Origin of the sequence: Gelidibacter gilvus (genome assembly GCF_004115975.1) — a bacterium.
In the GTDB taxonomy this organism is placed as follows: Bacteria; Bacteroidota; Bacteroidia; order Flavobacteriales; family Flavobacteriaceae; genus Gelidibacter; species Gelidibacter gilvus.
In genome coordinates this window covers 340928-355112 of sequence record NZ_SDDZ01000001.1, presented here as the reverse complement: position 1 = coordinate 355112, position 14185 = coordinate 340928, and the positions used below count along the sequence as shown (strand labels likewise).

At 37.2% G+C, this 14185-nt stretch carries 9 protein-coding genes; 4 read left to right on the top strand and 5 right to left on the bottom strand.

Translation table 11 applies throughout. The features are described from left to right. Nucleotides 1–7: 7 nt before the first annotated feature. Nucleotides 8–871 (bottom strand): MBL fold metallo-hydrolase, encoded by an 864-nt coding sequence (locus ESZ48_RS01530; RefSeq protein ID WP_129015542.1) that lies wholly within the window; start codon nucleotides 869–871, stop codon nucleotides 8–10. Nucleotides 872–1034: 163 nt separating this feature from the next. On the opposite strand from ESZ48_RS01530, the gene ESZ48_RS01525 reads away from it, so the two are divergent. Both ESZ48_RS01525 and ESZ48_RS01520 read left to right on the top strand, forming a co-directional pair. Next, nucleotides 1035–1391, top strand: a complete 357-nt coding sequence (locus tag ESZ48_RS01525) for a DUF202 domain-containing protein (RefSeq protein WP_223266325.1) — start codon at nucleotides 1035–1037, stop codon at nucleotides 1389–1391. Nucleotides 1392–1515: 124 nt separating this feature from the next. Beyond that, entirely contained in the window at nucleotides 1516–3405 is a 1890-nt protein-coding gene (locus ESZ48_RS01520) for a cation:proton antiporter (RefSeq protein WP_129015541.1), read from the top strand. Between the two features lie 29 nt (nucleotides 3406–3434). Here ESZ48_RS01520 and ESZ48_RS01515 read toward each other — a convergent pair whose 3' ends face one another. The 3 genes from ESZ48_RS01515 to lepA all read right to left on the bottom strand — a co-directional run bounded on the left by ESZ48_RS01515 (nucleotide 3435) and on the right by lepA (nucleotide 8828). Further along, on the bottom strand, nucleotides 3435–4697 hold the full coding sequence (locus ESZ48_RS01515; RefSeq protein ID WP_129015540.1) for a glucose-1-phosphate adenylyltransferase: 1263 nt from the start codon (nucleotides 4695–4697) through the stop codon (nucleotides 3435–3437). Nucleotides 4698–4699: 2 nt separating this feature from the next. Then, complete coding sequence (locus ESZ48_RS01510; protein ID WP_129015539.1) at nucleotides 4700–6103, bottom strand: glycogen synthase; 1404 nt, start codon at nucleotides 6101–6103, stop codon at nucleotides 4700–4702. A gap of 928 nt (nucleotides 6104–7031) precedes the next feature. Continuing rightward, a complete protein-coding gene (lepA, locus tag ESZ48_RS01505; protein ID WP_129015538.1) occupies nucleotides 7032–8828 on the bottom strand; it encodes a translation elongation factor 4 in 1797 nt (598 codons plus the stop codon). 148 nt (nucleotides 8829–8976) lie between these two features. On the opposite strand from lepA, the gene ESZ48_RS01500 reads away from it, so the two are divergent. Next, the gene (locus ESZ48_RS01500) at nucleotides 8977–11403 is read left to right on the top strand and encodes an outer membrane beta-barrel family protein (RefSeq protein ID WP_223266324.1); all 2427 of its coding nucleotides are present in this window, start codon (nucleotides 8977–8979) and stop codon (nucleotides 11401–11403) included. 209 nt (nucleotides 11404–11612) lie between these two features. On the opposite strand, the gene ESZ48_RS01495 is transcribed toward ESZ48_RS01500, so the two are convergent. Beyond that, nucleotides 11613–12716 carry a TolB family protein gene (locus ESZ48_RS01495; RefSeq protein WP_129015537.1) on the bottom strand — a complete coding sequence of 368 codons (1104 nt, stop codon included), beginning with the start codon at nucleotides 12714–12716 and terminating at the stop codon, nucleotides 11613–11615. A gap of 236 nt (nucleotides 12717–12952) precedes the next feature. Here ESZ48_RS01495 and ESZ48_RS01490 point away from each other — a divergent pair, with 236 nt between their 5' ends. Beyond that, on the top strand, nucleotides 12953–14179 hold the full coding sequence (locus ESZ48_RS01490; RefSeq protein WP_129015536.1) for a M20/M25/M40 family metallo-hydrolase: 1227 nt from the start codon (nucleotides 12953–12955) through the stop codon (nucleotides 14177–14179). The last annotated feature ends 6 nt before the right edge of the window (nucleotides 14180–14185 follow it).

Sequence of the window (14185 nt, the reverse complement as noted above, 5' to 3'; positions counted from 1 at the left end):
CTAAATATTAATTTGTAAAAATGTCTTTTGTAGTAAAGGTTTGATCTAAACGAACGCCTTTGTCCGTATGTTTTACGGTGATGATTTGATTATGGGCATCATGTTCTAAAAACAGATAATAATTATTGTCTGCCGCGGTATTTAGGAAGATTTCCTTTTCATCTAAGGTCAATAGCGGTCTGGTATCGTATCCCATGACAAAGGGCAAAGGTAAGTGGCCAACGGTTGGCAACAAATCGGCCATAAAAGCGATGGTTTTATCTTTATAGGTGATGAGCGGGATCATTTGTTTATCTGTGTGTCCATCAGCAAAAAAGATATCAAAGCCCAATTCTGAATTTTTTAGCAGTCTATTTTCAGGAAGCGATGTAAACTTAAGTTGTCCACTTTCTTCCATCGGAACGATATTTTCTTTTAAAAAGGATGCTTTTTCGCGATTGTTGGGTTGGGTTGCCCATTTCCAATGCTCGGAATTGCTCCAGTAATGTGCATTTTTAAAAGCAGGTTCGTATCCGGTTTTATCCTTGTTCCATTGGACGCTACCACCACAATGATCAAAATGTAGATGGGTCATGAACACATCTGTGATGTCATCGCGATGAAATCCATGCTGTTTTAAAGAATTGTCAATGGAGTCATTTCCCCATAAAAAGTAGTAGCCAAAGAATTTATCACTTTGCTTGTTTCCCATTCCGGTGTCAATCAGGATGAGTCGGTTGCCCTCTTCAATCAATAAACAACGTGCCGCAATATCAATCATATTATTGGCATCGGGGGTGTTGGTACGTTGCCAAAGCGATTTAGGCACAACACCAAACATAGCACCGCCATCGAGTTTGAAATTACCAGATTCAATAGGATATAGTTGCATAGTTGTTTCTTTAGGCGATTGTTAAAGCTGCAAATTACTAAAACACTTAAAATTTGCCCGTTTTCAGCAATGATATTGGCTGTTTTTTAACATATTGAAGCGAACTTACGACTCATAAAATTTGAAAGCACTGAAAATTATTCTAATTTTATAAAAAAGATTTATGAAAAGAATTGTTCCAGCATCTTTAAAGCTAAGCAAAATCAAACTTTTGAGGTTTGGACGGGATTTCAAACCCGATCAGGAGGTCATTTTAAGAGACTATCTGGCGATTGAACGGACCCGACTGGCCAATGAGCGCACCTTATTGTCTTATATTAGATCGTCGCTATATTTGATGCTGGGCGGGATTGCTTTTTTTCAGTTAAAAAGCTTTCCGGATTTTAAATACTTGGCCATATTGTCTTTAATTTTTAGTGCCATCTTTTTTATTATCGGAATCTATCGCTTTACAGTACTCAAAAAAAGTCTAAAAACATTATACTACAATTCTGAAACTCAAAATAAGGCTCAGAAATAAGCGGTGTTTTAAAAACCTTTCTTTCCTCATCTTTTAAACCTCTAATTTCATATTTTATGATATTTTTTGGGGTTCTTGAGTCAAAAAAAATAACTTTACCATATTAACAAAGGTAAAATAGTATATGGTTGAATTATCAGGAATTGTCATATTAGGGATCTTGGCGCAATGGGTAGCTTGGAAATTGAAGATTCCGGCCATTCTTCCCTTAATTTTAATTGGTCTTTTAGTAGGACCATTTGCGGCAGAGTATCTTTCAAGTGACGGAACAAAATGGATCCAACCTATTTATAATGGTGAAAAGGGACTTTTTCCTGGAGAAAGTCTATTTTATTTTGTGTCCCTCGCTATAAGTATTATTCTTTTTGAAGGCGGATTGACTTTACGCGTTAAAGAAATAAAGAATATTGGTCCGGTCATTACAAAATTGATCACTATAGGTTCCACTGTCACTTTTTTTGGTGGTGCGGTTGCAGCCCATTATATATTTTATCTCAGCTGGGAAATGTCTTTTCTGTTTTCGGCTCTGATTGTCGTGACAGGTCCAACGGTCATCACTCCTATTTTACGACATATACCCTTAAAACAAGATGTTTCAGCCGTTTTGAGATGGGAAGGCATACTTATAGATCCCATAGGCGCATTAGTGGCGGTATTGGTGTTTGAATTTATCAGTTTGGACGTGGGCGGTGCTTTTACAAAAACAGCGTTTATTGAATTTGGAAAAATTGTATTATTCGGAAGTACTTTCGGATTTGCCTTTGCACACGGCCTCAATTTTGTCATGAACAAGCGTTTAATTCCACATTATTTACTCAATGTTTTTGCCCTGGCCAGTGTGTTGGGCGTATTTGTATTGGCTGATGTTTTTGCACATGAATCGGGTTTATTGGCCGTTGTGGTTATGGGCATGGTTTTGGGCAACTCCAATTCGCCTTATTTAAAAGAATTATTGTATTTCAAGGAATCCTTGAGCATTTTATTGGTTTCCATTTTATTTATCTTACTCGCAGCCAATATCAATATGGAAGACCTGAGACTTGTGCTTAATTGGAATATGGTGGCGCTTTTTGCCATTGTGGTGTTTATATTAAGACCGATTGGCGTTTTTTGGAGTACCTATAATTCCTCGCTCAAATTCAATGAAAAGGTGTTTATAAGTTGGGTAGGTCCACGAGGTATTGTTGCGGCAGGTATTGCTTCTTTATTTGGGTTGAAGTTGGCAAAGAATGGCGTTCAAGATGCTGAATTTATTACGCCTTTAGTCTTTATGATTGTGCTGGGAACCGTTATTCTAAACGCTACAACCGCACGTTACATTGCCAAATTACTGGGTGTATTTCTTAAAAAGGCGAATGGTATTTTGATTGTAGGCGCGTCTAAATCCTCCCGACTCATTGGTAACTATTTACAGAAAAATGGACGACGCGTGGTGCTGCTTGATAATAATCAAATCAATATCTCAAAAGCAAAGGAACTGGGCTTGGAAGGCATAGTTTCTAACGTTTACGAAGCTTCTTTGGAGGATAATATTGAGTTGAATGATATCGGTTATATTATTGCTCTAACCGGAAATTCTGATATTAATCAGTTTGCCATCAATAGGTTTGGTAAAGAATTTGGTCAAAATGGGGTCTTTAGATTGATTACTTCGGATGAGTTAAGTGATCCTAATTACGTGCCTAAGGAACATATTTTTATGCAAACCGATGATTTTATTTCCTTGACTGAAACGACAAGAAAACACCCTGCCATTCATGAAATAGATATTCAAGATAAAGAGCATCTAGAGAGTTTGATAGAATTGAGTGGAAAGGACGATGATATTATTCCGATGTTTTTGAAGGATGAATCGGATGTCCTGCACATTATTTCAGACGTTAATAGAAAGGATGAAAAATTCACCGAGGGATGGAAATTGGTTTATTTAGGAAAACCCTATGATGTTGAGAAAATTCAGAAAGAAAAGACCTCAACTAAAGAAAATGAAAAAGCCCCAAACGAAAAAAGTTGAGGCTTATCTTAATTACTGATCTTTAGGGTTTAGATGACCGTTCCATGCGGAATTGTAGCGCCTTTCTTGATGACAATAATGCCTTCTTTGATTACGTAAGTATCGGTTTCTGCATCTTTTGAATTCTCGTCCACATTGATTCTTACATCATTTCCGATGCAACAATTTTTATCGATAATGGCATTCTTTATAAAGCAACGCTTTCCAATACCCATCGGGATTGTTGTTTGGGACGTGACTTCCGCGAGGGTTTGATAAATATCACTACCCATCATATACGTGTTGACAATAGTAGAATCATGACCAATTCTTGCACGGATTCCAATCACGGAATGCTCTATTTTTGCGGCGTTAATGATGCAACCCTCTGCGATAACTGCCCTATTAAGAGTCGTTCCGCTTATTTTTGTGGTTGGCAGCATTCGCGCTCTGGTATAGATTCGCTTTTTATTATTGAACAAATCAAAGGCAGGAATATCATCGGTGAGCCCCAAATTGGCTTCAAAAAATGAATCTACATTTCCAATATCGGTCCAATAGCCCTCAAAAGGATAACTTAAGGTCCTATGCTTGTTAATGGACTGCGGAATGATTTCTTTTCCAAAATCATTGGTGTCCGGATTTTCCATAAGATCAATAAGCAGTTGACGATTAAAGATATAAATTCCCATGGATGCCAAATGATTCCGCCCTTGTGCTTTCATTTCGTCACTAACTTCAGAAGTCCAGTCAGGCAGCAAACTGGCTTCTGGTTTTTCAATAAAGGAGGTAATGAAACTGTTTTCATCAGTTTTTAAAATACCAAAAGAAGTGGCTTCTCTTTCTACTACCGGCAAGGTTGCAATGGTTATTTCGGCGTTGCTGGCTACGTGCGCATCCAACATCTTATTAAAATCCATTTGATATAATTGATCGCCAGATAAAATCAGGGCGTATTCAAATTCGTGATTTAAAAAGTGGTGCATATTCTGGCGTACGGCATCGGCTGTACCCTGAAACCAATTGCTACTGGTCATCGTTTGTTCGGCAGCCAAAACATCTACAAACGCCTGACTAAAGAAACTGAAGTGATAGGTGTTTTTAATGTGTTTGTTCAAGGACGCCGAATTGAATTGCGTCAATACGAACATGCGTTTAATTTCTGAATTGATACAATTGGATATGGGAATATCTACCAATCTATATTTTCCTGCAATGGGAACGGCTGGTTTTGATCGTGTTGCGGTTAATGGATAAAGTCGAGAGCCTTGTCCACCACCTAAAATGATAGAAATTACTGAGTCGTGGTACATAGTTATAGAATTAGTGATTTATAGAGATTAATATAAGCTTGGGCCGAAGAATCCCAAGAATGGTCGATTTTCATGATTAAGTTACGATTTTTTTTGAATCTATCGGTATCATGGTAAAAATCAATAGCCCGATGGATCGCAAAACTACCTTCGTGCACAGTGGCACCATCGTGTAAAATACCAAAACCGTTATCGTCAAAATCCTGAACAGTATCTTTCAAACCTCCAACTTTGTTGACAATAGGTACAGTGCCATAGCGCAGGGCATACATTTGGTTAAGCCCACAAGGCTCTACACGAGATGGCATTACTAAAAAATCTGCAGCGGCGTAAACAATATGTGCCAAACGTTCGTTATACCCAATATAGTTGTTGTAATAGCCTGGATGGCGATATTTTAGTTGGTCTAACTGATGTTCTACAGAAGAATCACCAGATCCCAACATGATCACGGCCATGTTTTTATGAACTAGCGAATTATGAAAAATTTCAGGTAATAAATCGGCTCCTTTTTCACCTACCAAACGCCCAATAAATGCAAATAACGGAAGTGTGGGATTGAGATTGAATTCTTTGCAAAGCCATTCTTTATTAGCCTTTTTACCTGAAGCCGCAGTTTTTACGGAATAATTTTGAATCAAATTATCGTCGGTAGCTGGATCCCAAACCTTATCGTCAATACCATTTAAGATCCCAACGCATTTCCCAGTTTCATAGCGTAGCAAATCTTCCAGGCCATTGGCTGCATATTTGAGTTCTTCCATATAATTTGGAGATACTGTAGTCACTTTCCATGCACATTTTATGGCTGAAGCCAACGGATTTATAAGATGCTTCCAATCTAATAACCCAGCTTTTGAAAAATCAAAAGGAGGGATCAGGTGAATTTTATTATGACTGAACCAACCTTGGTATTGTCCGTTGTGTATGGTAACCACAGTTGGCGTAGTTTTTAATTTATGATAGGCGTAAGATTGCGACATCATAAATGGAATCAACCCTGTGTGATGGTCATGGCAATGTACAATATCAGGTTTTTTCTCTAATTGCACCAACCAATCTAAGGTAGCAATCTGAAATCCTAAAAAGCGATTCGTATCGTTAGAAGAATACACATACTCTGTATATAATAATTCTGGAATATGAACGAGGTAGAGGTCATAACCTAAGGTGTTGTCTTCAAGCGTGAGGATGTCAAAACCAAAGGGTCTTCCCAAATTGAAGCGGCCACTAAAAACTTTTTTGAACGAATGGGATTGGGTAAACTTATTATTATAAAAGGGCATGATGACACTACTGGTCTGACCCAATTCATTCTGATATTTTGGAAGTGCGCCAACCACATCTCCCAAGCCTCCAACCTTGGCAATAGGATAGCATTCCGCGCTGATATGATATATGTTCATTGGTTAGTTTTATTAGTTCTTTAAAACTACAAAATATTTGAGCATAATACATAATTATAAAAAAAATTAATTTTTAAGACATTTAAAGAAGATTGTTATTCCATTTTTAATATTTGCGAACCAATACAACAATGTTGAGCTTGTTGATTACATATTTAAGAATGCTGATCTGATTCCTGCGGTCGCAGGAATCTTTCGGTTCAACGGAGTTGATCTTATACTTTTTAGCTCAAAAACGAACTAGGTAAAAGCGTTAAAAAACTAGAATGGTCTATTTATCATGAGGTTCCTGCCTTCGCAGGAACTAATCTAATCGTTTCGCTTTAAAACCGCCATAAACGCCTGTTCTGCAATTTTAACGTTCTCAACTAAACTCATGAATTCCTGCGAAAGCGGGAAAGCTTTAGGTTCAACGAAGTTAATCTTAGTTTTTTAATTAAAAAGAGAAGTTAGCTGAGACAATAAAAATAAATTGTTCCTTTTTAAGATGAGATTCCTGCCTGCGCAGGAATTGGGTTAATCGTTTAGCTTCAAAACCGCCATAAACGCCTGTTGTGGAATTTCAACGTTCCCAACTAAACTCATGTATTCCTGCGAAAGCAGGAAAACTTTAGGTTCAACGAAGTTGATCTTGAGCTTTAATTAAAACATGAAGTTAGCTGAAACAATAAAAGTCAATTGTTCTTTCTTAAGATGAGATTCCTGCTTGCGCAGGAATTGGGTTAATCGTTTAGCTTTAAAACCGCCATAAACGCTTGTTGTGGAATTTCAACGTTCCCAACTAAACTCATGTATTCCTGCGAAAGCAAAAAAGCTTTAGGTTCAGCGAAGTTAATCTTGAGCTTTAATTAAAACATGAAGTTAGCTGAAACAATAAAAGTCAATTGTTCTTTCTTAAGATGAGATTCCTGCCTGCGCAGGAATTGGGTTAATCGTTTAGCTTTAAAACCGCCATAAACGCCTGTTGTGGAATTTCAACGTTCCCAACTAAACGCATACGTTTCTTTCCTTTTTTCTGCTTTTCAAGAAGTTTACGTTTACGTGAAATATCACCACCATAACATTTTGCGGTAACATCTTTACGAAGTGCCTTAATAGTTTCTCTAGAAATAATTTTAGCACCAACGGCAGCTTGAATAGGAATATCAAATTGTTGACGTGGAATCAATTCTCTCAACTTTTCACACATTTTCTTACCAATATCCTGAGCGTTATCAGCGTGGATCAAGGCAGAAAGTGCATCCACAGGTTGAGAGTTCAGTAAAATATCCAAACGTACCAATTTGGAAGTTTTCATTCCCATTGGATGGTAATCAAAAGAAGCATAACCTTTTGAGACTGTTTTTAATCGGTCGTAGAAATCAAAGACAATTTCAGCCAATGGCATTTCAAAAGTGAGTTCTACCCGCTCTGGGGTCAAATAGGTTTGGTTGATTATATTCCCTCTTTTTTCAATACAAAGAGACATCACGTTACCTACAAAATCAGATTTTGTAATAATGGTAGCTTTAATATATGGCTCTTCTACTCTGTTGATGGTTGATGGATCTGGTAAGTCTGATGGGTTGTTCACGATAAATGGAACATCCGGATTTTTATTGGTGTAGGCGTTGTAAGATACGTTAGGCACGGTGGTAATCACAGTCATGTCAAATTCGCGTTCCAAACGCTCTTGGATAATTTCCATGTGGAGCATTCCCAAGAAACCACAACGGAATCCAAAACCTAAAGCAGCTGAACTTTCTGGAATAAATACCAAGGAAGCATCGTTAAGCTGTAGCTTTTCCATGGAGTTACGTAGCTCTTCAAAATCATCGTTATCCACTGGATAAATCCCAGCAAATACCATGGGTTTTACGTCTTCAAATCCTTCCACAATATTAGTAGTTGGTCGTGCAAAATCAGTAATGGTATCGCCTACTTTTACTTCTTTAGCGGTTTTGATTCCTGTAATCAAATAGCCAACATCACCAGCTTTAACGCTTTGTTTGGGAACTTGAGTGAGTTTTAAAGTACCCACTTCATCCGCATAATATTCTTTATCTGTAGCAACAAATTTAATTTTTTGTCCTTTTTTGATTTCGCCGTTAAATACTCTAAAGTAGGTTTCGATCCCTCTAAACGTATTGTAAACCGAATCAAAAATCAAAGCTTGCAATGGCGCATCCACATCACCTTTCGGCGCAGGAATACGTTCAATTACTGCGGCTAGAATCTTATCCACTCCAAAACCTGTTTTTCCACTGGCATGAATGATGTCTTCTGGTTTGCAACCTAATAACTCAACAATATCGTCAGTAACTTCTTCCGGATTGGCACTTGGTAAATCGACTTTATTCAATATTGGAATAATTTCCAAATCGTTTTCTAAGGCTAAATATAAATTTGAAATCGTTTGTGCTTGAATACTTTGCGCCGCATCAACAATCAATAAAGCGCCTTCACATGCCGCAATGGAGCGCGAAACTTCATAAGAGAAATCAACGTGTCCGGGGGTGTCTATCAGATTGAGAACATATTTTTCACCTTTGTAGGTATAGTCCATTTGTATAGCGTGAGATTTTATGGTAATACCACGCTCACGCTCCAAGTCCATGCTATCAAGAAGCTGATTTTGTTTTTCACGTTCGGTTACAGAACCCGTAAAATCCAATAATCGATCTGCAAGCGTACTTTTACCATGATCAATATGTGCTATAATACAGAAATTTCTAATGTTCTTCATAAAATAAGGGCTAACTAAGTTGCAAATATAACTGAATTATTACGCTTTTGGATGATTTTTATTTATCTAAAAACATTCAGAACTACGGGAATACCGTAATCTTAAGTCTAAAACAATTTATATATTGCACGTTTAAACCAAATTTAATTTGAAACGCCCTTTCAAGACCTTCTTATTTTTGACCATTATTCTTGTAACCTCCATGAGTTTTGCTCAAAACTATGCTATTTCTGGATTTGCAGATGACATAGATGGACACCCTATTGCATTTGCCAATGTCATTTTAATGAAAGCGGCAGACTCTTCTGTTGTTAAAGGAGTTTCAACCAATGATAAAGGTTTTTTTCTTCTCGAGAAATTAGCTCCAGACGATTACTTACTGAAGTTAAGTTATTTAGGTTTTACGGATGTTTACAAATCTGTTTTAGTTGATGGAGTGATAGACATCGGGATTATTGTTTTATATGAATCTTCAGAAGAATTGGATGAAGTAAGTATTATCGTTAAAACACCTACGCTCAGAAAAGAAGCCGATCGTTTGGTTTTTAATGTTGAAAATACCGCATTAATTGAGGGCAATATATTTGATCTACTGAAGAGCACCCCTGGAGTTTTAGTGATGGACAATAACATTCAAGTAAAAAATTCTACCCCCACGGTTTATATAAACGATAAAAAGGTGCATTTGAGTAGTGAAGAGTTGGTTCAATTACTGGAGAGTTCCTCCGCAAATTCTATAAAATCAGTTGAAGTCATCACCAATCCATCCGCAAAATATGATGCTGAAAGTGGCGCTGTGATCAATATTGTGATGAGTAAAAATTTGGTTACAGGATATCGAGGTAATGTTTTTGGCAATTTCACCCAAGGCGTTTTTCCTCGTTATGATGCAGGGATGAGTCACTTTTTTAAGAATGATAAGATTGACTTTTTTGCCAACTATACTTATTCGCACGATAAAATCAATAGAGGTCAAGAGGATGTGATCAATTACTTGGATGGCTCCAATAATATCGACCAAACATTTAAGTCCGAAACCAACCGAAATACCTGGTCAAGAACGCATAATTTCAACTTCAATTTCGATTACAACATCAACGAAAAAAATACGTTGAGCTTATCCTCAAACGTCTTGGTCTTGCCTTATTTTGAATATAAAATCAATAACAACACGAATGTTTTTGATGCGAACCAGAATTTGGACTATTATTTTGACGCTAATAATCTTTCAAATGATGATAAGTACAATTTAGGTTTTGATCTCGATTATGTACATAAATTTGAAAAAGCAGGGGAGAAGCTCTCGGCAAACGCACATTTCACGACCTATAATTACAATCGAAATCAAAATGTAAAGAGCAATTATTTTGATAGTGATGATAGCTTTTTAGCCACAACTGCTTTTAGAACCGATAACCTTCAGGATACGGAAATCTACACCGCAAAAGTGGATTACAACTTACCCATAGATGATGCATCAAATTTAGAGATAGGTGTTAAAGGTTCCAATATCCAGAGTGCAAGTAATATTACGCAGTTTGATATTGTAAATGGCACGGAAACCATTGATCCTAATAATACAAACGCCTTCGATTATGATGAAACTATTTATGCGGGTTATGTGAATTTTTCAAAAGATTGGGAAAAACTAAGTCTGCAAACGGGATTGCGTGCTGAAAAAACACTTGTTGAAGGTCTTTCTGTTTTTGATAATGTCACCAACACACAAGATTATTTGGAATGGTTTCCTACGGCAAGTTTAAATTATACGTTTTCAGATAATTTTTCGCTTTATACTAATTATAAAAGAAGTATTGGAAGACCTGATTATCAAAGTTTGAATCCTTTTCAATTTTATTTAAATGATGTGACCATAGTTGCTGGAAACCCAAATCTGAAGCCCGTTATCGTAGATAATGTGGTATTGGGAACGTCTCTAGGTCAAGGAGTTTATACCGTTGAGGCGTATTATAAAGCCTATAGCAATAATATTTTCGAGTTGCCGCTTCAGGATAATGTCAACAATATTTTAACCTACACACCTTTAAACTTAGATAAAACAGTCGAGTATGGTATAGATTTCATTACCTATTTCAATGTTATTGATACCTGGTCGGTTTATTTTGCGACCTCGTTCTTTAACGCGGAAGATCAAGGTCAAATTGATGGTTCTGAATTTAAAAAAGATCTATGGTCAAATTACACTGTCCTGAGCAACGATATGACGTTTCTAAAAGACCGCAGTTTAACTGCTAATTTTACTTTGGTTTATCTGAGCAAGAGCATCAGTGGTTTTAGAGAGGTTAATGAGATATTGATGTCTAATTTATCAATATCTAAAAAGATTTTAAAGAACAAAGGCACCATTTCATTAGTGGTCTCAGATCTTTTCAACACTCAGAATTTTAATGTCAGTTCGCGTTACCTGAACCAAAACAACTCGACGTATTTTGATCAGGATACACGGACCATTAAATTAGGCTTTCGGTACAAATTTGGAAACACCAATTTAGAAACCAACCAACGTCAGGTAACCGAAGAGGAAACGGAGCGGTTGGAGAAAAAGCAGAATTAATCCTTTCATTCTTGCCATTCTGCAACAAACAAATTGATGTCTCGCATTACGCTGTTTCAGAATGGCGATCCTTTCAGTCTTGCCATTCTGCAACAAACAAATTGATGTCTCGCTTTATGCTGTTTCAGAATGTCAATCCTTTCAGTCTTGCCATTCTGCAACAAACAAATTGATGTCTCGCATTACGCTGTTTCAGAATGTCAATCCTTTCAGTCTTGCCATTCTGCAACAAACAAATTGGTATCATGCCCACCGCCGTTGTTTCTATTGGAAGAGAATATAAGTTTTTTACCATCATTGGAAAACACTGGGAAGGCATCAAATGTATCACTGTGGGTCACACGCTCCAGCCCTTTTCCATCAATTCCGATGATATAGAGATTAAATGGAAATCCACGTTCTGCTTCAAAATTGGAAGAGAAGATGATACGTTTGCCGTCAGGTAGAAAAAACGGACTCCAGTTCGCATTTCCAAGGTTGGTCAATTGTCTCAAATCACTGCCATCCGCATTACAAATATACAGTTCCATCTCGGTGGGTTGTACCAAGCCTTCTTTTAGCAGGCTTTTATATTCTGCAATTTCTTCATCAGTTTTTGGACGTGAAGAACGAAAAATAAGTTTTGTGCCATCAGGAGAGAAGAAGGCGCCGCCATCATATCCTAATTCGAAAGTAATTTGCTTGACATCGGAACCATCAATATTCATGGTATATAAATCGATATCGCCGTTTCTGGTAGAGGTAAATACAATTTTATCACCTTTTGGTGAAACTGTGGCTTCGGCATCATAACCGCGCTCATCGGTCAATTGTGCCGTAATGTTACCTTCTAAATCGGCTACAAAAATGTCATAAGAATCATAGATTGGCCAAATGTATTTCCCGTCTTTTTTCAATGGGGTTTCAGGGCAATTGTCATCGCCTAAATGAGTAGAGGCGTAAACAATATGTTGGTTGTCAGGTAAGAAATAAGCACACGTGGTTCTGCCTTTTCCTGTACTGAGCATAGCAGGCGTTTTATCCTTAAAAGTATCGTCGGCATTCATTAAAAACATCTGGTCGCAATTGACGTTCCAATTGGTATTATTGGATTGGAACACCAATTGCTTATCGTCAAAACTCCAATAGGCTTCAGCGTTATCTCCACCAAAAGTGATTTGTTTTAAGGATTTGAAATGCTTTTCATCAGGAAAAATCAGCGAGTCCGTAACTGATATTTCGATGTTTTCAACAACTTCAGAATTGGATGTCTTGTCGTCTTTACAAGATGTTATAACGATTGAAAGTAATAGGATAAAAAAAATACGTTTCATAAGATAGTTTATATAATTCACAGATTTCTCTTTCCGATATATTAAGAAATCCGATGGATGGCTAATAAAATCATGAATTTCCTCCGAAAAAGCATCGCAGGGTTTTAGATTATTTTTGGTCAAATATCAGGTCAGTTCTACATTTAAAACCGCATGTTTTTCAATTTTACACTTTAGGTTTTACCATTAAAACGGGAAATAATGTCTAATTTTATATAAAATTAACACATATAATCATGAAATACATAATAGCACTTGTTTTTTTTGCTTTTATCACATCTTGTAAAAAAGAAACAGTCAAAGAAATAAGCATCAAGGATGATATTGCCATTTTAGCCTCAGATGGTTATGAAGGAAGAGAAACAGGTACAAAAGGGGAGCAGGAAGCAGCTAAGTACATCTCAGAGCGTTTTAAAGCATTGGGGCTGCAACCAAAAGGAACGGAAGGGTATTTCCAGACGTTTAGCTTTAAACCTAAATCTGATCCGCACGGCGCTGTAACTTTTGAAAGCAAAACCACCGACAGCATGATTACGGGTACCAATGTCTTGGGATATATTGATAATAATGCAAAAAACACCGTTATCATTGGTGCACATTATGACCATTTGGGATATGGTGGTGAAGGGTCTTTATATCGTGAAAAAGACCAAGCCATCCACAATGGCGCTGACGATAATGCCAGTGGGGTTGCCGTTCTTCTGAATCTAGTTGCAAAATTGAAAAAAGCGAATAGCAATAACAATTACTTATTTATGGCTTTCTCTGGAGAAGAAATGGGCTTATTGGGAAGCAATTATTTTGTAAAACACCCAACGTTTGATATCAATACGGCTAATTATATGATCAATATGGATATGGTCGGCCGGTTGAAGCCCGATAGCACTTTAGCTGTTTATGGGACAGGAACTTCACCGCGTTTTAAACAGGTTCTGCACGCAGCCAATAAAGGCTTCAAATTGGTGGAAGATGAATCTGGGGTTGGACCATCTGATCATACTTCGTTTTATTTAAATGATATTCCTGTACTTCACTTTTTTACGGGGCAACATGAAGATTATCACAAACCTAGTGACGATGCTGATAAATTGAATTATGAAGGCATGGAACTCATTTCAGATTATATTTTTGATGTGATCACGGAGCTTGACAACAGCGGAAAATTAGCCTTTAGAAAAACCAAGGACGACAGTGGCGAAATGGCACGCTTTAAAGTGGGTTTAGGCGTAGTGCCAGATTATTTATTTGATGGAAAAGGCATGCGGATTGATGGGCTCAGGGAAGACACACCTGCCTCAAGAGCGGGATTGCTCAAAGGCGACATAGTTGTTAAATTGGGCGACAGTACCATTACAGATATTTATGGGTATATGCGAGCGCTTTCGGTTTTTGAAGATGGTGATCAGACAAAAGTGATTGTGGATAGAAAAGGCGAGAAAATTGAAGCAGATTTGAAGTTTTAGCCGTAA